We start from the raw sequence: 20,820 nt of genomic DNA, 5'->3' as shown, positions 1-20,820 counted from the left end.
AAATAAAAACATTAAGGAAGTGTTATTAACATGGAAATGTCATTCAGATGGTACGGACACGATGATCCAGTTACACTAGATAATATTCGTCAAATTCCAGGAATGGAAGGAATTGTTACAGCAATTTACGATATTCCTGTAGGGGAAGCTTGGCCGTTGGAACGTATCGAACAATTGAAAGCTGATGTTGAAGAAAAAGGCTTGAAAATTAATGTTATCGAATCTGTTCCGGTTCACGAATCAATTAAAATTGGACGCCCAGACCGTGATAAGTATATCGAGGCTTACAAAGAAACTTTACGCAACTTAGGTAAAGCTGGAATTCCTGTAGTATGTTACAACTTCATGCCAATTTTTGACTGGACTCGTTCAAATTTAGCATACGAATTACCAGATGGCTCAAATGCTTTGATTTTTGATGAAGAAGAAGTTAATAAAATGGATCCACGTACACTTTCTCTTCCAGGTTGGGATGAAAGCTACACGCCAGAAGAAATGAATGCTCTGATGGATGAGTACAAAGAAGTTGATGAAGAAAAACTATGGGAAAACCTAGAATACTTCATTAAAGAAATTTTACCGGTAGCTGAAAAAGCAAACGTAAAAATGGCGATTCACCCGGATGATCCTCCATATTCAATCTTTGGACTGCCTCGTATCATTACGAATGGCGAAGCATTAAATCGTTTCATCAAATTGTATGACAGCGAATATAACGGAGTAACGCTATGTGTAGGTTCATACGCATCTGATCCTAAAAATGACGCAGTTGAAATCTTGAAAGATATGTTAGCGAAAAAACGTGTAAACTTTATGCATGCTCGTAACATCAAGTTGGTTGGCGGACGTTCATTCGAAGAATCTGCTCATTTATCTGAAATGGGTTCAATTGATATGTACGAAGTAGTTAAAGCATGTGTGGAAGCTGGCTTTGAAGGCGCAATTCGTCCTGACCACGGTCGTATGATCTGGGGAGAAACAGGAAAACCTGGTTACGGTTTATACGACCGTGCGCTAGGTGCAACTTACCTAAATGGTTTAGAAGAAGCTGTTAAGAAAAACCTAGCTGCAAACAAATAAAGAAAGCAGAACAAGTCCGTATTGACCCTTGCTGACAAAAAAGCAGGGTCAGGACTTGATTTCAATTTCTAAAAGGAATAAACAACAGGAAGAGGTTCATTATAATGACAAACCCATTCGTTCATGATTTTACAGATAAAGTAGTAGTCGTTACAGGTGCCGGCGGCGTTCTATGTTCTGAATTTGCAAAAGCATTTTCAAAAGCAGGGGCAAAAGTTGCATTACTTGACTTAAACGAAGAAGCAGCTCAAGGATATGCTGACGAAATCGTTGCAGAAGGTGGAGTTGCGAAAGCATACAGATGTAACGTATTAGATAGAGAATCAATCGAAGCAGCACAAGCAGGTGTTGTTGCAGACCTTGGAACAGTCGATATCTTAGTAAATGGTGCTGGTGGTAATAACCCACGCGCAACAACAGATAACGAATTCCATGAAGCAAATATGCCAGAAGATACAAAATCATTCTTTGATTTAGATCAAAGCGGTGTTGAATTTGTATTTAACTTAAACTTCTTAGGTACTTTATTGCCAACGCAAGTTTTTGCTAAAGACATGGTAGGCCGTGAAGGAGCAAACATCATCAATATTTCAAGTATGAATGCTTTCACACCACTTACAAAAATTCCAGCATATTCAGGAGCAAAAGCAGCAATTTCTAACTTTACACAATGGTTAGCAGTTCATTTCTCTAAAGCTGGCATTCGTTGTAACGCAATTGCACCAGGGTTCTTAGTTTCAAAACAAAATATTGATTTAATGTTTGAAGAAGACCACAAGACTCTAAAACCTCGTGGTGAAAAAATCATTAACAACACTCCAATGGGACGTTTTGGTGAATCAGACGAATTATTGGGTGGATTGATGTTCTTAGCTGATGAAAAAGCATCAAGCTTTGTAAACGGAGTTGTACTGCCAATTGACGGTGGGTTCAGCGCTTATTCCGGAGTATAACATGAAATTAATTAAGTGAGTGAGAGGAGCCTAATAGAAAATAGCTTCATATAACATGAAGATTTCTATTGAGCTCTTCTATTTTTTTATGAAACGCTTTCGAAAGATGAAGGAGGAACCTTAATGACAGAAAAATTTGAGAATTTTGAAAAACAAAGAGATTTCTTGGTGTGTGTCGACTCAGACGGTTGTGCGATGGACACGATGGACATCAAACATGAACGTTTCTTCGGACCGTTCTCCGCTGACGTATTCGGCATAAAGGACCGCGAAACTTATTTAGAGGATTGGAATCGTATCAACTTATTCTCTAGCACGCGTGGCGTTAATCGTTTCAAAGCATTGGTAATGGCTCTATTGAATGCACAGAACCGTGGCGAAGATTTAGGTGACATCACCGCTTTGAAAAATTGGGCTGAAACAGCAAGTTCCCTTTCCAACGATGCATTGGAACAATTAATTGCAGACAGTCCTTCTGAAGATCTCGAAAAGACATACGACTGGAGCAAGCGCGTTAACCATGCTATTGAAACAGAATTAGTTGGCGAAGATCGTCCATTCGAAGGCGTAAAAAAAGGTTTGGCACACATTACACAGTTGACTGATGTAGCGATCGTAAGTTCTGCAAATAAAGAAGCTGTCGAAAGTGAATGGATCCGCCATGATTTGTTGGATTCGGTTGATGCTTTTTATGCACAAGATCGCGGCAGCAAGGCAGAAGCAATTGCAGACTTATTGACAAAAGGGTACGATACAAAACATGTATTGATGGTTGGTGATGCGCCTGGAGATGAAGCAGCTGCTGACGAGAATGGTGTTTACTACTACCCAATTTTATTCAGGAAAGAAAAAGAATCATGGGACCGTTTGGTAAACGAAGCATTACCTAAATTCATGAATGGTGAATATGCTGGTGAGTACCAAGAAAGTCTGAAAAAAGAATTCCACGATTTATTAAGCAAATATGATTAATAAGAAAAGCGGACAAGTCCGCCTTGATCTATGAAAAAATAGGAAATTTGACCCTGAATTGTCAGGAGACTTCACGCTTCAGCGGGTTAGTCGAATGATATGCGTTAGCGAGCAGCGAAGCGCGCAATGGGGCAAATTTATCTTTTTTTCACTAGGTCAGGACTTGGAAGCTAGACATTGATGGCTGAACTTATAATCCCCTAGTCTATAAAAAAAATATAGAAGCAAAAAACGAGATGGGAAATTACCCAGCTCGTTTTTTGTTGCTTATTATAATTGATGTCTTTCGAACTTCTCAATCTTCCCGGCTTAAAGAAATTTGCATTTTTGTAACAGTATCCTTATCCAAATTATAGATAAACTTCATGATTGTGGTTTTAAAGGTATTACACATTCTTGTCGTTATTTCAAAAGTAATATTGGCGTCACACCAAAGGAATACAAAAACAATCAGTTGAATGCAACAGGAAAAAATTAACCTGCTGTTGAAGAGTACGAAGAGATGTACGCCAGTTTCTTCAAAGAAATTAAGGATAGGGAAGAACGTGACTGACCTTTTTGGGTCAGTTTCGTTATGCTGAGTTTACTAAAGTTTTTCTAATTAACCACGAAAAGCTAACTATATGCTAAAGAACCGCTAAAAAAGATTCTAATACCAAGGATAAGAGTTCTAGTCAATAAAACAAGAATGAAAGCACTATTAGTCATTGTTAATACAAAAATGGAATTGATATAATGACTAGTGAATTCAATATAAGGGGGGATAAAGATTTCTGGAAAATTAAAAGCAAATTACCGGCAGAAAGGCAATGTGCAGGGGCTAGACTTCCATACCCATTCGGAATATGAAATTTTCTTGTTTCATGGAGGGAATTGTCGCTTTTTGGTCGGAAATCAAATTTATTACCTTCATCCCGGAGATTTATTAATGATGGATGGCATGACTGTTCATCGAGCTTATGTTTTCGGCAACGAAGAAAATTATGAACGAAGTGTTATTCATTTTGATGCTAAGTGGATAGAGCCCTTATTAGCAGATTTACAAATTGATGATTTGTTAAAATTCTTTACTGAAAATCGTAACGGATTAATTCGGACATTCGAAAAAGAAGATCTTGTCAGTATTGAAAATATGTTTTTGGCAATGAAGAAACTTGATGCTTTAGACTCTTCTTATAAAAATGAGGCAAAGCGAAAATTAGCTTTAGTGCAAATTCTATTGAAAATTGACTCGGCGACGGTAAGAGTCATGGATAAAGCACAAAACTATGAAGATGAAAGAACCAAAATCGCTGAAGAAATCTCTTCCTATGTTTTTGAGCATTACCGTGAGTCTTTTACAATCGAAGATGTAGCAAGTACTTTAAATCTAAGTAAATCTTATCTTTCCCATGTATTTAAAGAAATTACCGGCTATACCATTATGCACTATGTGATGGGATATCGTTTGTCACAAGCACGATACGCGTTATTGAATGATCATTCAAAGTCAATTAAAGTAATTGCTTTTGAACACGGTTTTGAAAGCGATGCCCATTTTAGCAGATTTTTTAAACAAAATGTAGGCATGACCCCGAGCCAATATAGAAAAAATAATCAATATACAAACGGAAAAGGAGCTTTTTAAATGGAGAAGAAACTTAAATTTGGAATTATTGGTGCTGGAACACAAGGTTCGTATTATACAAAGTTTATCGAAGATGGAATGGTTCCAAGCATGGATTTAGTGGCTTTCTGTGATATTGATCCAGAAAAGATTACAAGCCTTAAAGAAAAGTATCCTGAAAAAGCTATTTTTTCTAACTACAAAGAAATGATTGACAGTGGAGAAGTGGAAGCAATTATTACCACTGTTCCCCATTATTTCCATCCCGAGATTGCGATGTATGCATTAGGGAAAGGGATTCACGTATTGAATGAGAAGCCAGCAGGTGTGTATACAAAGCAAGTAAAAGAACTAAATGAATATGCAGCATCAAAAGAAGATGTAACCTATGCAATAATGTTCAACCAACGAAACAATCCGTTATATCAACGCATCAAAGAAATTGTTACTAATGGAGAAATTGGAGCGATTCGTCGCACAAATTGGATTATTACAACATGGTATCGTCCGCAAGCATATTATAATCAAAGCGAATGGCGTGCAACTTGGGGAGCAGAAGGGGGCGGCGTTCTCGTAAACCAAGCACCGCATCAGCTTGATCTTCTTCAATGGATCGCAGGAGTACCAAAATCTGTCTATGCAAAAACGACAAATGGTTACCAGCGTGATATTGCTGTTGAAGATGAAGTAACAGCTGTATTGGATTATGGAAATGGTGCAACAGGTGTCTTCATCACTTGTACGCACGATTTGATCGGGACAGATCGTCTGGAAATATTTGGTGATAAAGGAAAAATCATAGTAGAAGACAGCAATAAAGTAACGGTTAAAAGATTATCGATGACAGAACAAGAAATCAATGCGGGAGTAAAGGCGGAAGGAACAAGCTTTACTTTCCCTGGCGGTAAAACACAAAGAGAATTAGTTGAAGAAGAAACATTTACAACAGATTCAGCTTGGGGGGCACAACATTCAGGTGTTCTTGAAAATTTTGCTCGCCACATTCTTCATGGGGAAGATTTGTTAGCACCGGGAGTAGAAGGAATTAACGGAGTCCGTTTGGCGAATGCGATTCATTTATCGAGTTGGCTGGATGAGGAAGTATCACTGGAGAACTTTGATGATGATAAATATCTAGAATTATTGAATGAAAAGATTAAAGAAGAAGGAAAATACGAGACCAGATAATAGAAAGAGACGTGACAATTATGCTGAGAGCAGCAATTATCGGTTTAGGTACTGTTTCATCCGTTCATTATGCAGGAATCAAACAAGCTCAAAATGGAGAGCTTGTTGCAGTGTGTGATATTGATGAAACGCTAAAGACTGTCTATCCAGACCTACCTTTTTATACGGATGTTGAAACGATGTTAAAGAATGAAGAGCTAGATGTTGTACATATTTGTTTGCCACATTACCTTCACTATCCGATAACCAAATTATGTGCAGAAAAAGGTGTCCATGTACTACAGGAAAAACCACTTTCTCTAGACTATCAAGAAGGCGTTTGTGTAAAAGAATTAGCTGAAAAAACCAATAGTAAAATAGCGATTTGCTTCCAAAATCGTTATAATGCAACTTCCCAAAAATTACTTGAAGTACTTAGCGAGGGAAGTAGTGGAGAAGTGAAAGCAATTAAAGGGCTTGTTGCTTGGCATCGTGCAGACCAATACTATATTGACAAACCATGGCGGGGGAAGATGGATACTGCTGGCGGAGGAACAATTATTAATCAAGCAATCCATACACTTGATTTGATGCAGTTAATAGGAGGAGAACTCACAGCATGTAAAGCCAGTCTTTCGAATATCACAGATTATGAAGTCGAAGTTGAAGATACTGCGGTAGCCAACTTTACTTTTGCAGAAGGGACAAAAGGTTTATATATGTCCACAAATGCCTATGCGACTGATTCAAGTGTGGAAGTGGAAGTCGTTACGGATCAGGCGACTTTTACGATCAAAAATTATCAATTATTTAAAGTTGATTTTGAAGGAAATGTAGAAAGCTTGGCGGTAGACGCGAGAGCAGAGGGGACAAAATCTTACTATGGTCCAAGTCACGCAACCTTTATTCAGAGTTTTTATAATGCAATTGAAGCTGATACAGACGAATATGTATCTGCGGAAGATGCTTTACCATCTATGCTTATGATTGATGCAATGAAAAAGTCTTCGAGAGAACAACGAACCATTGAAATGGAGGAAATAAAGAATGACAAAAGCAAAAATCGGTGTGCAAGGATTCACGGTTAAAAAAGAATTTAAAGAGTTAGGTCCCTATGAAACGTTGAAGAGAGTTGCTGATTTAGGATACGGTGCTGTAGAGATTTCTCAAGTTGAAATGACAGCCGAAAATGTGGCGGAGATTAAACGTGCCAGCGAAGAGTTTGATATCGAGATAGCTTCATTGAGTGCAGGGCTGAAACCAAATCGCCCAGGAGAAGAATCTTTAACAACACATTACGATAAAATTGTAGATGATTGTCGTACATTAAATTGTGACTTGCTAAGAATTGGGATGTTGCCCCGCGAGTCCATGGAATCTCTGGAAACAGTTTTAGCATTCTGTGAACAAGCGAATGAAGTAACAAAGCGATTAAAAGAAGATGGAATTACTTTGTATTATCATAACCATCATGTTGAATTCGCTAAGTATGATGGTAAGTATATGCTGGATATCATTCGTGAAAATGCACCCTTGCTGGGATTTGAATTGGATGTTCATTGGATTTATCGTGGAGGAGCAGATCCAATCGAGGTAATTAAAGATTATGCAGGAAAAGTTGAGCTTATCCACTTGAAAGACTACCGTATCAGTCAAATGCCCCAAGAAGCAATGGCGGCTTTTCGTGAAGGGGATAATGAGACCTTCCATCGTCACTTTGCTGATTTAGTTCAATTTGCTGAATTAGGGCAAGGAAGTCTTGATCTGAAAGGAATTATTGAACAAAGCTTAGAGTCAGGGGTGCGTTATTTATTAGTAGAACAAGACGATACTTATGGGCGTGATCCATTCGAATGTTTAGCTGAATCGCGTCAACATTTGATTGATTTAGGTTATGAGGATTTATTTTAAATAGAGAATAAGTTAGATGGAAAGGGGAATATAAATGTCCGGGAAAGATGGAATGAATTATGCTCCAAAAGGAAAAGAAGTAAATAAGGTGGTTGAAGCAGGTGAATTCGTTGTGGGGGTCACTGCGCTTGATCATGGACATATCAACGGAATGTCGAATGGATTGCTAGAAGCTGGAGCTACAATTAAGTATGTGTATGATCCGGATCCAGAAAAACTAAAAGCTTATCAAGAAGCATTTCCAGCAATTCCAGCAGCGGATTCATTGGAACAAATTTTGGAAGACCCAGAAATTCAATTAGTAGCTGCTGCAGCGGTACCGAACTTGCGCAGTGCTTTAGGAAATCGAGTAATGCGAGCCGGTAAAGATTACTTCACTGATAAAACAGGCTTTACAACGATGGAACAATTAGAAGAAACGAAAAAAGTAGCTGCAGAAACAGGACGTAGATACTGGGTTTACTTCAGTGAACGTATACACGTTGAGGGGGCTATTTTTGCAGGTCAACTAATCAATGAAGGGAAAATCGGTAAAGTCATCCAAGTAACTGGTTTTGGACCACACCGACTTGATAAAGAAAAACGTCCAGAATGGTTCTTCAAAAAAGAACAATATGGGGGTATTTTAACAGATATTGGTAGTCATCAAATTGAGCAATTCCTCTATTATACTGGGAATAAAGATGCAAAAGTTCTTCATAGTAAAGTAGGGAATTACAGTAATCCTGATACACCTGAATTGGAAGACTACGGAGATGCAACATTAGTAGGGGAAAATGGTGCAAGCTTTATTTTCAAGGTAGATTGGTTCACGCCTGATGGACTTGGTACATGGGGAGACGGACGTACCTTTATTACTGGGACAGAAGGAACGATTGAAATCCGTAAATATATCAATGTTGCCACTGAAGAGACAGGAGATCATGTATTCTTAGTAACAAAAGATAGCGAAGAGCATTATGCAGTTACTGGCGAAGTCGGCTTCCCGTTCTTTGGGGAAATGATTCTTGACATCATTAACGGAACAGAAAATGCTATGACACAAGATCATATTTTCAAAGCACAGGAATTATGCTTGAAAGCACAGGAACAAGCAATTGTTATTAGCGATTTTTCAGTATGATTCGATTAGTAAAATAGCACCTACCACATCTAGCATCATGAGCTTTTCTCAAGAGTGATAGATTCACTATTTTTATGACACGCTGTATATTAAAATAAAGCTAGAAAAGCACAGGAGGTTCGAATGATGAGAAAAATCTATTATTTGAATGATGATTGGAAATTTTCAAAAATTGAACAAGAAAGACCAACAATCCTTCCAGAGGAATGGGAAGATGTGACGGTGCCTCATACGTGGAATAATATAGATGGACAGGATGGGGGAAGTGATTTTCATCGGGGGATCGGTTATTATGCCAAAGAAATCGGTTATTCATCCGTTGATCCAGGCGACCGTGTTTACTTAGAATTTGAAGGGGTAGGAAATACTGCTGAAGTATATGTGAATGATAAAAAAATAATCAGACATGAAGGCGGCTTTTCTACTTTTCGAGTAGATGTTACTGAGACGCTGCAAAAAGATCGTACTAACTTGATTGTAGTGAGTGCTGACAATTCGCATCAGGACAATGTCTACCCACAAACGGCTGATTTTACGTTCTATGGTGGAATGTACCGAGATGTGAAATGCATCGTTGTACCAGAAACTCACTTTGATTTAGATTTTTGGGGCGGGAAAGGCCTCACTGTTTCTTCTAAAATTGATGGGGAACATGCATGGGTTTCTGCAGAAACCTTTATCACTAATCCGCAGGAAACCGATCAAGTGGTTGTTACTATTTATGATGAGTCGGAACAAATCGTTTCAGAATCCTATTTAAGTGCAAATGAAAAACAAACCCATTCTTTATTTGTGCAAAATGCACACTTATGGCAAGGTATTGAAGACCCCTATCTTTATCATGTGACAGCAAGTCTTGTCCGTAATAACGATGTAGTGGATGAAGTTTCTTGTTTACTGGGAATTCGTGAATTCCACGTAGACCCTCAGAAGGGCTTCTTCTTGAATGGCAAGTCTATGCCGTTGCGCGGGGTATCTCGTCACCAAGATAAATGTGGTATTGGAAATGCATTAACGGAAGCAGACCATTGGGAAGATGCGTTAATTATTAAAGAGATTGGTGCCAATACCGTTCGTCTTGCACACTACCAACATAACCAAGCTTTCTATGATGCGTGTGATATTTTGGGTTTTGTTGTATGGGCCGAGATTCCATTTATTTCTGCAATGAACGCAGATCCATCGGCACATGTAAATGCTCGCTCACAAATGCAAGAATTGATTGTACAAAATTACAACCATCCTTCTATTTGTTTCTGGGGAATCTCAAATGAAATTACAATCAGCGGCGACTCAGAGCAACTGATTGAAAATTTGAAAGATCTAAATGAATTGACTCATTCACTTGATAATACTCGCTTAACAACTATGGCCCAAGTTTCGATGTTGCCAATGGAAAGTGAACACAATCAAATCACCGATATTGTTTCTTATAATCATTACTTTGGCTGGTACTTTGGTGAAATAGAAGAAAACGACCAATGGTTTGATGCTTTCCATACGAAATATCCTGAGCGGGCAATTGGAATATCAGAATATGGTTGTGAAGCGAATATCCGTATTCATACTGATAACCCAGGCCGCGGTGACTATTCAGAAGAGTATCAAGCAATCTATCATGAGCATTTAGCTCAAATGATTGAAGAACGCCCTTGGCTGTGGGCAACTCATAACTGGAACATGTTCGATTTTGGTGCGGACAATCGAGACGAAGGCGGCGTATTGGGAAGAAATAATAAAGGCCTGGTAACTCTCGATCGAAAGATTAAGAAAGATTCTTTCTATATTTATAAAGCTTATTGGAGCAATGAACCATTTGTGCACATTGCTGGTCGTCGTTATGCAGAACGTCCTTACGATAAAATGGATGTGAAGGTATATAGTAATCAGCCATCTGTTACGTTAAGTGTAAATGGAAAAGAGTTTGGTACCTTGGAAGGAAAGAAAGTATTTGTCTTTAAGAATGTTCCTTTAGAAAATGAATTTATACAGATATCGGCACAAACTGATGAATGGACAGATTCCGTAACTTTCCGAAAAGTAACGAAATCGAATCCAGCTTACGTTTTAGATGACGCTGTTGATATGAGCAATGTACAGAATTGGTTTGATGATATTAAAGCGGACCAAGTTAACATAGAAATTGATCCTTCTGCTTATTCCATTCAAGATACAGTAGGAGAAATATTGAAAAATGAAGAAGCTGGTGATGTTCTTATTGAGGCAGCACGGGCGATTACAAAAGCATTATTGAAAAAAGGTTCTCTAGGCATGATGAAAGACAGAAAAGTGGAAGAGTTGTTGAGAACTTTGGTTCCTGATATTCCAGAAGTTGCTGTGAATCATCTAAATAAGCAGTTACAAAAAATTAAAAAGTAAAAAGGAAGACGGTTGGGTGGTAGCTCCTAACCGTTTTTTTTCATAGACTAGGGGATTATAAGTTCAACCATCAATGTCTAGCTCCCAAGTCCTGACCTAGTGAAAAAAAGATAAATTTGCCCCATTGCGCGCTTCGCTGCTCGCTAACGCATATCATTCGACTAACCCGCTGAAGCGTGAAGTCTCCTGACAATTCAGGGTCAAATTTCCTATTTTTTCATAGGCCAAGGCGGACTTGTCCGCTTTTCTAATCTATCCAGCTGCTAAATTTTTACTTTGATGTGTGTTGGAAAAGATATATTACCGCTATTACGAAATTTTTTACGAAAATTGTGTAAGCTAATTCATTGAATTGTTGCTCGTCGATTGCTATGATTTTAGAAGAAATAAAAATGAAGGACGGAGTTGCTATGCGTACATTATTGATTATTTCCCACCCAAGCATTGCAGATTCGCATACACAACGTTTTTTGTGGGAAAGTTTGCCAGAGGAAGGTGTCAGTTGGCATCATTTAGAAAAGGAATATCCTAGTAATCAAATTGATATTCAAAAAGAACAAACACTATTATTAGAACATGATCGGATTCTTTTTCAATTTCCTTTATACTGGTATAGCTCACCGCCCTTATTGAAGCAATGGCAGGATGAAGTCCTTACTGAAGGATTTGCTTACGGAAAGACAGGAAACCTTCTTACAGGGAAAGAATTTGGCTTAATAGTGACAACAGGTGTTCATGAACGAGCCTATCAAGCTGGAAGAGAAGAAAAATTCACAATCCCTGAATTAATGCGCCCATTTGAAGCGGTAGCGAATAAGTGTGGAATGATTTATTTGCCTGTTTTATTACTTGCACGTTTTGACTATTTGTCTGAGTCGGAAAAAAAAGCCTTGTTGATTCGATATCGTCAATACTTAACGAATCAGAATGATGATTCGTTAGTTGCAAGAGAGCAGTGGTTCAAACAAGAATTAAGAACCTATGGTAAAAAAGATTTTTCAGAAGAAGACCAGCAATTAATTGAATTATTGATTGAACAAATGGAAGAGAACCGAGAACAGTTAGATGATTTATTATTTACACTTCAAGAGCTAGAAGAGTTGTGAGGAAAAAATGATGGAACAAAAAGACTGGATGCTTAACCAAATAAAGCTATTAGAAGAACGAAGCAAGGATTACCGACAGACCGCCCTATTTCAAGAATTCGCAAAACTGATTAATGAGCAATACAAGCGAATTGAGCAAACTCAAGGCGAGATTGACGGACGGATGTGGAGTCCCAAAGAGTGGGGCTGATAGTCAGAAAGGATGATGATTGATTATGGAAGAGGAAAAGAAAAAAACATTCACATTTATTGAAATCGTGAACGATTCAATGGATGAGGGAGCGTATTGCGATCCGATAACAGGTATTTGTGGATCAGCGGCCAAAAATCCGAAAGAAAAAAAACAAAATGAAGTAGGAAAAAAAGATGAATAATGAAATCGGACAGATACCAAAAGTAGATTTATATTATGGAACCGATCCGCTGTGTTCTTTTTGTTGGGTTTTTGAACCAACTTTGAGAAAGTTTCGTTATCAATATGCGAAGTATATTGCGAATGATACCACGATTATGGGTGGCATGATTGAAAAATGGGAAACGTTTGGCGGAGATGGAGCAAATGGTATTACGGACGCTGTTGATGTGGCGAAGCATTGGCGTGAAATCGGTGACTATTCGAGAATGGTCATTGACGGACGAATTTGGTTGGATGAGCCAATCTCTTCCTCTTTTCCAAGTTCCCAAGTATACCAAATTGTAGAAAGAGACCATCCGGAAAAAGCACAACTATTTTTACGAAAACTTCGTGAAACGGTTATGTTATGGAATCAAGATATTTCCAAAGAAGAAGTTTTAAAAGGGATTTTAGAAGAAATGGATTTAGATAGCGAATTGATTGCTGAACAAGCCGACTCATTTGAAGGCAGGACGCTGTTGAATGGTGATTTAGGTCTTGCTAGCGCCTTAACTATATCTGGTTTTCCAAGTATTGTGTTAGTGAATGAACAGAGCCAAGGATTGAAAATCGTTGGAGCGCAACCACTTGAAGCTTTAGTGGAGGCATTGAAGCAAGCATTACCAGAAGTGAACCTAATACCTGACCCTGTGCCAAGTTTGGATATATTAATGAAAGATACACCGCTCATGTTGAATCGAGAAATCGAAATCTTATATAACTTGTCTGAAACAGAAGTTGAAAGCTTTGTTGAATTAACTGTTGGAAAAGAAAATTATCAACAAGGGAAACTGCTTGGCCAGGGTTATTATAAAGCAGAGCAAGGATGAAACTATGACGATAAAAGAAAAAGAAAATCTTCTTCAATCCATTTTTCTGGTGTTTAGTATACTGTTAAAGCGGTACTTCGGCTACTTGTTAGGCGATTATGAAAACTCACTATTCATTTTTATTGCTTTAGCTGGTTTTTATTTGATTCACTTTCTTTTTGTAAAAATTTCGAAAGATTATCCAAAAACAGATGATTGGGAAGAAAAACTGAATTTAATCACCATTTTAATTTATGGGGTAGCTGTTTTCCTGTTACAGTTGCTGAATGCCACAAACGTTGTCATTATGCTAACCGTAGGCATAATCTTGATCCTCCTAAATGTATTGATAAAAACCAAGCGAAGAGCGATTAAAGAGAAAATAGGAAAATAAAACGAAGCGGAGCGGAGCATATTACTTGCTCCGCTCCGCTTCGTTTTATTATTAAAGCACATATTCATAAATATAATCATCCATTACAAAGTTGTTTCCAATAGGAGAAACAACTGAATCGATGCGCTTAAAGCCAACCTTTTCATAAAAACGAATAGAATCTTTATTATCTTTATTCACGGTCAGTGTCATTGTTTTTTTGCTGCGTTCTTTGGCCTTTTGGATAAAGGTCTGTATAAGTTGATAGGCATAACCCTTACCGCGCGCTTCCTTTAATAGGTAGAGCTTACTAATAAAGAGGCTATCTTCCTGCCATTCGATTCCAGCATAGCCAATTTCTTTTTCATCAGCTTCTATAATGAAGTATTCCACCTTATTCTCAGCAATATCTGCGATGATTTTCTCTGTCGATTGAAACGTTTTTAACATATAGCTGACTTGCTCTTGTCCTAAAAGTGGTAAATAGTATTCATGCCAAATTGTGTGCGCCAATTCAGCAAGATCTTCTGCTTGCAGCGTGTCTCGTACAGCTATTAGCTCTAGAGTAGCAGTCATGATTACACCAACTTTACAAGGAAGTATTTTTTCTTGCCGCGGCGAACGATAATAAAACGATTTTCAAATGAGTTTTCCGCAGTGATAACAAATTCTAAATCAGTAATTTTCTCACCATTAATAGAGATAGCACCATTCTTAATATCTTCTCTGGATTGACGGCGAGAAGGCTCAATACCGGTATCTACTAACCAAGTAACTAATTCTTGTTCCGTTAAAGCCGATTCAAATGTAGGCATATTTTTGAAACCTTGTTCGATTTCATCAGCAGAAAGTTGAGAAACGTCACCCGTAAATAATGCATCGGTAATTTTTAATGCATCTTCTAATGACTTTTCGCCGTGAACAAATTTTGTCATTTCAGCAGCTAATGTTTTTTGTGCTTCACGCTTATGAGGCTCTGTTGCCACTTTTTCTGCTAGAGCATTGATTTCTTCCTTCGTTAAGAAGGTAAAGAATTTTAAGTATTTCACAACATCGCGGTCGTCTTGGTTTACCCAAAATTGGTAAAATTCATAGGGTGTTGTTTGTTTTGGATCTAACCAAACTGCTCCGCCAGCAGTCTTACCAAATTTCGTCCCATCTGCTTTTAACATCAGTGGAATTGTTAATCCAAAGGCTTCTGCTTCTGCACCTTCTTTTTTTCGAATAAGCTCTAGTCCAGCTGTAATATTACCCCATTGGTCTGCACCGCCGACTTGTAATTGAACATCCAAATTGCGGTATAGGTGCAAGTAATCCATGGATTGAAGGATTTGGTATGAGAATTCAGTGAACGAGATTCCTGTTTCCAAGCGGCTTGCAACAATGTCTTTTGCAAGCATGGTGTTAATATTAAAATTCTTTCCAAAATCACGTAAAAAATCTAATAAAGACAGATTTTTTGTCCAATCCAAGTTGTTAACTAAACGTATTTCAGAATCTTCTTCTCCAGCTCGAAACAAATTTTTCATTTGTTTTGTAATTTGTTCAGCATTATATGCAACCGTTTCTTCTGATTGCAAAGTACGTTCTTCAGATTTCCCACTTGGATCCCCAATTGAACCAGTTGCACCACCAATAAGAATAACGGGCTTATGACCAGCTAACTGAAATCTTTTTAGAATCATGAAAGGTATCAAGTGCCCAATATGCATGCTGGATCCAGTTGCATCGATTCCACAATACAATCCGATGCTTTTCTTTTCGATTAATTCACGAAGACCTTCCTCATCTGTTTGTTGGTTAATCGCATCGCGCCATTGTAATTCATCAATAATATTTCTCATTTCCATTGTTGCATCTCCTTTATTTTATAAATAAAAAAATCCCTGACAAAGACAATTGTCTTCATCAGGGACGATTATTCACCGTGTTACCACCCAAATTGTTTCATTAAAAAATGAATAATGAAACCACTCTAACATGTATCGTATGTCACGCGCTTTTAAAAGAAGCTCGGGAATGTAATTCAAGATAAGGGTGTACCAGTTTCCACCAATCCTGGCTCTCTATTATGCAAAACCTTATTTCTACTGCGTTCCTTCAATGCTTATCATTGTTTTTAATTATTGAAATCAGTATAGTCAAGTACAGAAAAAAAGTCAATATAGTCTCACCGATATTTCTAACTACGAGTGAATTTGAAACATATGTCGGTTATCATTACAGTTCTGTTACAAAGCAGCTACAAGTTGTCGAAAAGTGATTTTTCACAAATAAACTGTGATATGATTTCAACGTTGAGAAAAATAGTAAAGAAACTCTTAAAAAAATATAAATGAACATTAAAGTTTTAAATAAAGCGTAAAGAAAAACGGAGGAATCGACTTGAAAAAGAAACTTGCTACTCTTATTTTAACTAGTTCAATCCTTTCAGCAACTTTTGTAGCGCCATATGCGGCATCTGCTGATGAACTAACTGATAAAATTGAAGAACAAGAACAGAAAGTTAACGAACTATCTAATCGTGTTGATTCTGCAGCAGCTGTGCTTGCAGAAGTACAAGCTGAAATTACAGCAGCTGAAGATCGTGCATCAGAATTATTAAATCAACGTCTGGCAACAAACGAAGAAATTGATTTACTGAAAGAAGAAATTGCACAATTACAACAAATTATCGATCAACGTGAAGGCCAATTGAAAGAACAAGCTCGTTCAGTTCAAGTAAATGGATCAAACACAAATTATATGAACTTTATTTTTGCTTCAGAATCTTTGACAGACTTAATCTCTCGAGTAGACGTAGTTACAACAATGGTTTCTGCTAACAAAGATTTAGTAGAGCAACAAGTTCAAGATCAACAAGCAGTGGAAGATAAAAAAGTCGAATCTGAAGAAAAGTTAAATGATATTATGTCAATGACATATGAGCTTGAAGAATTAAAAGGGCAATTAGAAGTAAAAAATATTGAGCAAGAAAGTGCATTAGCTGCTTTAAGTGCTGAAAAAGCAACTGCAGAAGAAGATCGTCAAAGATCTATCGCAGAAAAAGAAGAAGCTGATCGTCGTGCTGCTGAAGAAGCAGAACGTCAAAGGCTTGCAGAAGAAGCAGCAATTGCTGCAGCGGAAGCTGCATTATTAGCAGAAGCTGAAGCAGCTAAAGCTGCTGAAGAAGCTGCACAAGAGTCAGTAGTTGAAGTTGCATCAAACCAAACTCCAACAGTAACAGCGCCAACACAAACGAACAATACTACAAATACTACAGTGAATACTGAGGTAACGACTGAGGTTTCACAACCTTCAGCACCAGCTCCTTCAACTCCTGTTGAAAAAGTTGAAGAAAAGCCAGCTGCTCCGACAATTTCAGCGCCAACTGGTGATGTAGTTAGTGTAGCCTATAAATATCTAGGCGTACCTTATGTGTGGGGTGGAAAAACACCAAGTGGTTTTGACTGTTCTGGATTTACAGCATATGTATTCCGTGAAGCATACGGAATCGAAATTGGCGGCTGGACAGGTCCTCAACAATATGCGGGAACACAAATCTCTGTATCACAAGCACAAGCTGGTGACCTACTATTCTGGGGACCAAAAGGCAGCCCATATCATGTGGCAATCGCTCTAGGAAATGGTCAATACATCCATGCTCCTGACGAAGGCGGCGTTGTAGAAGTAAACAGTACACAATACTTCACTCCAAGCTTCGCTGTTCGCGTAGCAAGATAATTTAAATGAATAATAAACAAAAGACAGTTCTCCGGAGCTGTCTTTTTTCTGTCTCCAGTATTTTAGTCTACCTCAAGTAGTAAGAGAGTATTTAATCCACTGAAGCCCCTTTAAAGTCGCCACTAGACGGAAAAAACTGTTATTCCGTTCAGTAGTATCATTTTCGGGAATCCACTAGATGAGAATAGAATGTAATTCCATCTAATGCTGCTCAAACTGCAACTCACTAGACGGAATAATCCATCTAATTACAAAATTTCATAATAATTTTTTTCAAAACACTTGACCTTGACGTTACGTAAAGGTCTATTATAGCAATAGGGAGGTACGTGAATGGAATATACCATCAAAAAATTAAGTCAGTTAGCTTCTGTCAGCAGCCGCACGCTTCGTTATTATGACTCAATCAATTTATTGAAACCAAAGCGAGTTAATTCTTCCGGCTATCGTATTTATGGAGAGGAAGAAATTGAAAGATTGCAACAGATTCTATTTTTCAGGGAGTTGGAACTGCCGTTGGAAGAAATAAAAAATATTTTGGATGATGACAACTTTGATAGCGTAACGTCTTTAAAAAATCATAGAAAACAGCTGCTGGCAAAAAGGCAACAACTGGATCAACTACTGCAGACAATCGATAAAACATTAGCAAGTAAGAAAGGAACGATAAAAATGACCGATAAAGAAAAATTTGAAGGATTTAAACAAAAACAATTAGCAGAAAATGAAGAGAAATACGGGGAAGAAATTAGAGAGCGTTATGGAAAAGAAACCGTAGAAAAATCAAACAAAAAATTTGCCAATTTAACGGAAAAACAATATAACGAAATGCAGGAAATGGCGGCAGATATTTTAGAAAAACTGAAAAATGCTATGAAGACACAAGATATCGCTGGCGAAGAAGCAGTTGAAGTGGTCGAATTACATAAAAAATGGCTGACTTATACGTGGCCATCGTACTCTGAAGAAGCGCAACGAGGACTAAGTGATATGTACGTCATGGATGAACGTTTCAGGAAATATTATGATGGACCAGCTGGAAGTGGAGCGGCACAATTCTTGCGTGATGCAATCTATGATTATACTCAAAAATAAAGCATCCATAGAAGGGATTTTATGGTAGAATAGGGCGTATATGCAAGTTTGCTGAAAACAAATTTAAAACTTGCAAACTTCTAAGGAGGCACTCATTCGTGTTTAAAGAAAAAGAAACGTTCTATATTACCACGCCTATTTATTATCCAAGTGGGAAATTACATATTGGAAACTCTTATACGACTGTTGCATGTGATGCAATGGCGCGCTATAAACGTTTACAAGGATATGATGTTCATTACTTAACTGGAACAGATGAACATGGACAAAAAATTGAAAAAAAAGCGGCTGAGATGGGCATAAGTCCACAAAAATATGTAGATGGCATGGCTGCAGATATTAAAAAGCTTTGGAAAACACTGGAAATCTCGAATGATCAATTTATTCGAACAACTGATAAGCCTCATGTCAAAGCAGTTCAAATGATTTTCGAACGCTTGGTGGAACAAGGAGATATTTACCTTGGAGAATATGAAGGCTGGTATTCCGTTTCTGATGAAGAATACTTTACAGAAACACAACTATCCGAAGTGTTCCGTGATGAAAATGGAAAAGTGACGGGCGGAATTGCACCAAGTGGACATGAAGTGGAACTTGTTAAAGAAGAATCTTACTTCTTCCGCATGAGTAAATATGCAGACCGTTTGTTGCAATATTATGAAGACCATCCAGATTTTATTCAGCCGGAATCACGTAAAAATGAAATGGTAAACAACTTTATCAAACCAGGACTGGAAGATTTAGCAGTTTCCCGGACAACATTCTCATGGGGAGTGCCAGTGAAGAGCAATCCGAAGCATGTCGTTTATGTATGGATCGATGCATTAGCAAACTACATTACAGCATTAGGCTATGGATCGGATGACACAACATTATTCGAAAAATATTGGCCAGCTGATGTTCATATGGTAGGGAAAGAAATTGTTCGCTTCCATACGATTTATTGGCCGATTCTATTGATGGCATTGGATTTACCACTCCCTAAAAAAATATTTGGACATGGCTGGTTACAAATGAAGGACGGCAAAATGTCTAAATCTAAAGGAAATGTTGTTTATCCAGAAATTCTTGTAGAGCGCTATGGACTGGATGCATTACGTTATTATTTAATGAGAGAAATCAGTTTTGGAAGTGATGGCGTATTTACACCGGAAGATTATATTAATCGTATTAATTATGATTTGGCAAATGACTTAGGGAACTTGTTGAATCGTACTGTTGCCATGATTAATAAATATTTTGATGGTAAACTTCCTGCATGGTCTGGACAACAAACAGCTTTCGATGCAGATTTAGAAGAAGTGGCTGGAAAAGTCATTGCCAAATATATATCTGAAATGGACAATATGCAATTTAGTGTGGCACTTGCTGAAGTATGGCGTTTGATTTCACGAGCAAATAAATACATTGATGAAACAGAACCATGGATTTTAGTAAAAGACGAAGAGAGACGAGAAGAACTAGGAAGTGTAATGGTTCATTTAGCTGAAGTATTGCGTATTACAGCGATACTATTATCTCCATTCATGACGCAATCTCCCGTGAAAATCTTTGAGCAACTCGGTTTGGATTTTGTAGAAGATGGCACTTGGGACAAGCTTTCCTTTGGACAATTTCCTGAAGGAACGACAGTCGTTAAAAAAGGAAGTCCAATTTTCCCGCGTTTGGATGCAGAAGAAGAAGTTGCTTATATCCAAGAGCAGATTTCCCCTGTTGAAGAAGAGGAAGAAGAAAGTGATGCTCCGCTTTGGGATCCAAATGAAACTGAACTCGTAAGTGAAAAAGAAAAACAAATCAAATATGAAGACTTTGACAAGGTCGAATTAAAAGTTGCAGAAGTCATTGATTGTCAAAAAGTAGAAGGCGCAGATAAACTATTGAAGTTCCGTTTAGATGCAGGCGATAAAGGACATCGTCAAATTCTGTCAGGAATTGCTGAATGGTATGCTGATCCCGCATTTTTCATTGGCAAAAAAGTGGTCATTGTTGCGAATTTGAAACCACGTAAGATGCGTGGTGAAATCAGTCAAGGAATGATTCTTTCAGCTGAAAAAGATGGAGAACTACAAGTAGTTTTTGCTCCAAAAGAAGCAGAGAATGGTTCGACAGTAGCATAATAATTAGAAGAG

The 20,820-nt window shown here is 37.8% G+C and carries 19 protein-coding genes and 1 other annotated feature; of the genes, 17 read left to right on the top strand and 2 right to left on the bottom strand.

The window, feature by feature from the left end; genetic code table 11:
* The first annotated feature begins 30 nt into the window (after positions 1 to 30).
* The 14 genes from uxuA to EJN90_RS03855 all read left to right on the top strand — a co-directional run bounded on the left by uxuA (position 31) and on the right by EJN90_RS03855 (position 13,894).
* Positions 31 to 1,080, top strand: a complete 1,050-nt coding sequence (uxuA, locus tag EJN90_RS03915; RefSeq protein WP_126108965.1) for a mannonate dehydratase — start codon at positions 31 to 33, stop codon at positions 1,078 to 1,080.
* A 104-nt stretch (positions 1,081 to 1,184) separates the two neighbouring features.
* Positions 1,185 to 2,033 carry an SDR family oxidoreductase gene (locus EJN90_RS03910; protein ID WP_126108964.1) on the top strand — a complete coding sequence of 283 codons (849 nt, stop codon included), beginning with the start codon at positions 1,185 to 1,187 and terminating at the stop codon, positions 2,031 to 2,033.
* Positions 2,034 to 2,156: 123 nt separating this feature from the next.
* Positions 2,157 to 3,005, top strand: coding sequence for an HAD family hydrolase (locus EJN90_RS03905; RefSeq protein ID WP_126108963.1), 849 nt, complete (start codon positions 2,157 to 2,159; stop codon positions 3,003 to 3,005).
* Positions 3,006 to 3,816: 811 nt separating this feature from the next.
* Entirely contained in the window at positions 3,817 to 4,632 is an 816-nt protein-coding gene (locus tag EJN90_RS03900; RefSeq protein ID WP_164543998.1) for an AraC family transcriptional regulator, read from the top strand.
* A complete protein-coding gene (locus tag EJN90_RS03895) occupies positions 4,633 to 5,799 on the top strand; it encodes a Gfo/Idh/MocA family protein (RefSeq protein WP_126108961.1) in 1,167 nt (388 codons plus the stop codon).
* A gap of 20 nt (positions 5,800 to 5,819) precedes the next feature.
* Entirely contained in the window at positions 5,820 to 6,866 is a 1,047-nt protein-coding gene (locus EJN90_RS03890) for a Gfo/Idh/MocA family protein (RefSeq protein WP_126108960.1), read from the top strand.
* Positions 6,826 to 7,689 carry a sugar phosphate isomerase/epimerase family protein gene (locus EJN90_RS03885; protein WP_126108959.1) on the top strand — a complete coding sequence of 288 codons (864 nt, stop codon included), beginning with the start codon at positions 6,826 to 6,828 and terminating at the stop codon, positions 7,687 to 7,689. Before EJN90_RS03890 ends, EJN90_RS03885 begins: the two co-directional genes overlap by 41 nt.
* A gap of 34 nt (positions 7,690 to 7,723) precedes the next feature.
* On the top strand, positions 7,724 to 8,812 hold the full coding sequence (locus EJN90_RS03880; RefSeq protein ID WP_126108958.1) for a Gfo/Idh/MocA family protein: 1,089 nt from the start codon (positions 7,724 to 7,726) through the stop codon (positions 8,810 to 8,812).
* Positions 8,813 to 8,935: 123 nt separating this feature from the next.
* A complete protein-coding gene (locus EJN90_RS03875; protein ID WP_227872571.1) occupies positions 8,936 to 11,191 on the top strand; it encodes a glycoside hydrolase family 2 protein in 2,256 nt (751 codons plus the stop codon).
* Between the two features lie 392 nt (positions 11,192 to 11,583).
* Positions 11,584 to 12,297, top strand: coding sequence for an NAD(P)H-dependent oxidoreductase (locus EJN90_RS03870; protein ID WP_227872570.1), 714 nt, complete (start codon positions 11,584 to 11,586; stop codon positions 12,295 to 12,297).
* A 10-nt stretch (positions 12,298 to 12,307) separates the two neighbouring features.
* Positions 12,308 to 12,487 (top strand): hypothetical protein, encoded by a 180-nt coding sequence (locus tag EJN90_RS03865; protein WP_126108957.1) that lies wholly within the window; start codon positions 12,308 to 12,310, stop codon positions 12,485 to 12,487.
* A gap of 25 nt (positions 12,488 to 12,512) precedes the next feature.
* The gene (locus EJN90_RS13850) at positions 12,513 to 12,671 is read left to right on the top strand and encodes a hypothetical protein (RefSeq protein WP_164543997.1); all 159 of its coding nucleotides are present in this window, start codon (positions 12,513 to 12,515) and stop codon (positions 12,669 to 12,671) included.
* The gene (locus EJN90_RS03860) at positions 12,664 to 13,521 is read left to right on the top strand and encodes a DsbA family oxidoreductase (RefSeq protein ID WP_126108956.1); all 858 of its coding nucleotides are present in this window, start codon (positions 12,664 to 12,666) and stop codon (positions 13,519 to 13,521) included. The genes EJN90_RS13850 and EJN90_RS03860 overlap by 8 nt, the downstream gene beginning before the upstream one ends.
* A 4-nt stretch (positions 13,522 to 13,525) precedes the next feature.
* Positions 13,526 to 13,894 (top strand): hypothetical protein, encoded by a 369-nt coding sequence (locus EJN90_RS03855; protein WP_126108955.1) that lies wholly within the window; start codon positions 13,526 to 13,528, stop codon positions 13,892 to 13,894.
* Positions 13,895 to 13,945: 51 nt separating this feature from the next.
* Here EJN90_RS03855 and EJN90_RS03850 read toward each other — a convergent pair whose 3' ends face one another.
* A complete protein-coding gene (locus tag EJN90_RS03850; protein WP_126108954.1) occupies positions 13,946 to 14,449 on the bottom strand; it encodes a GNAT family N-acetyltransferase in 504 nt (167 codons plus the stop codon).
* 2 nt (positions 14,450 to 14,451) lie between these two features.
* Positions 14,452 to 15,717, bottom strand: coding sequence for a tyrosine--tRNA ligase (gene tyrS / locus EJN90_RS03845; RefSeq protein WP_126112254.1), 1,266 nt, complete (start codon positions 15,715 to 15,717; stop codon positions 14,452 to 14,454).
* Positions 15,718 to 15,780: 63 nt separating this feature from the next.
* Positions 15,781 to 15,986 (bottom strand) — a binding site (T-box leader).
* Positions 15,987 to 16,258: 272 nt separating this feature from the next.
* Here tyrS and EJN90_RS03840 point away from each other — a divergent pair.
* The 3 genes from EJN90_RS03840 (at position 16,259) to metG (ending at position 20,808) form a co-directional block, all read left to right on the top strand.
* Complete coding sequence (locus EJN90_RS03840) at positions 16,259 to 17,596, top strand: C40 family peptidase (protein ID WP_126108953.1); 1,338 nt, start codon at positions 16,259 to 16,261, stop codon at positions 17,594 to 17,596.
* A 333-nt stretch (positions 17,597 to 17,929) separates the two neighbouring features.
* The gene (locus tag EJN90_RS03835; RefSeq protein ID WP_126108952.1) at positions 17,930 to 18,691 is read left to right on the top strand and encodes a MerR family transcriptional regulator; all 762 of its coding nucleotides are present in this window, start codon (positions 17,930 to 17,932) and stop codon (positions 18,689 to 18,691) included.
* A gap of 98 nt (positions 18,692 to 18,789) precedes the next feature.
* Positions 18,790 to 20,808: a methionine--tRNA ligase gene (metG, locus tag EJN90_RS03830; RefSeq protein WP_126108951.1), complete on the top strand. Its 2,019-nt coding sequence runs from the start codon at positions 18,790 to 18,792 to the stop codon at positions 20,806 to 20,808.
* Positions 20,809 to 20,820 lie beyond the last annotated feature (12 nt).

The organism is Jeotgalibaca ciconiae (genome assembly GCF_003955755.1).
GTDB lineage: Bacteria > Bacillota > Bacilli > Lactobacillales > Aerococcaceae > Jeotgalibaca > Jeotgalibaca ciconiae.
Note: the sequence above shows the minus strand (reverse complement) of the source record. Positions and strands in the feature narration are given on the sequence as shown.

Bases quoted from the DNA above. Each gene is read 5' to 3' on its own strand.
- EJN90_RS03865 (WP_126108957.1), top strand. From the start codon at position 12,308: ATGGAACAAAAAGACTGGATGCTTAACCAAATAAAGCTATTAGAAGAA.
- EJN90_RS03895 (WP_126108961.1), top strand. From the start codon at position 4,633: ATGGAGAAGAAACTTAAATTTGGAATTATTGGTGCTGGAACACAAGGT.
- EJN90_RS03850 (WP_126108954.1), bottom strand. From the start codon at position 14,449: ATGACTGCTACTCTAGAGCTAATAGCTGTACGAGACACGCTGCAAGCA.
- EJN90_RS03835 (WP_126108952.1), top strand. From the start codon at position 17,930: ATGGAATATACCATCAAAAAATTAAGTCAGTTAGCTTCTGTCAGCAGC.
- EJN90_RS03875 (WP_227872571.1), top strand. From the start codon at position 8,936: ATGATGAGAAAAATCTATTATTTGAATGATGATTGGAAATTTTCAAAA.
- EJN90_RS03890 (WP_126108960.1), top strand. From the start codon at position 5,820: ATGCTGAGAGCAGCAATTATCGGTTTAGGTACTGTTTCATCCGTTCAT.
- EJN90_RS03880 (WP_126108958.1), top strand. From the start codon at position 7,724: ATGTCCGGGAAAGATGGAATGAATTATGCTCCAAAAGGAAAAGAAGTA.
- EJN90_RS03860 (WP_126108956.1), top strand. From the start codon at position 12,664: ATGAATAATGAAATCGGACAGATACCAAAAGTAGATTTATATTATGGA.
- EJN90_RS13850 (WP_164543997.1), top strand. From the start codon at position 12,513: ATGGAAGAGGAAAAGAAAAAAACATTCACATTTATTGAAATCGTGAAC.
- uxuA (WP_126108965.1), top strand. From the start codon at position 31: ATGGAAATGTCATTCAGATGGTACGGACACGATGATCCAGTTACACTA.
- EJN90_RS03905 (WP_126108963.1), top strand. From the start codon at position 2,157: ATGACAGAAAAATTTGAGAATTTTGAAAAACAAAGAGATTTCTTGGTG.
- EJN90_RS03910 (WP_126108964.1), top strand. From the start codon at position 1,185: ATGACAAACCCATTCGTTCATGATTTTACAGATAAAGTAGTAGTCGTT.
- tyrS (WP_126112254.1), bottom strand. From the start codon at position 15,717: ATGAGAAATATTATTGATGAATTACAATGGCGCGATGCGATTAACCAA.
- EJN90_RS03855 (WP_126108955.1), top strand. From the start codon at position 13,526: ATGACGATAAAAGAAAAAGAAAATCTTCTTCAATCCATTTTTCTGGTG.
- EJN90_RS03870 (WP_227872570.1), top strand. From the start codon at position 11,584: ATGAAGGACGGAGTTGCTATGCGTACATTATTGATTATTTCCCACCCA.
- EJN90_RS03885 (WP_126108959.1), top strand. From the start codon at position 6,826: ATGACAAAAGCAAAAATCGGTGTGCAAGGATTCACGGTTAAAAAAGAA.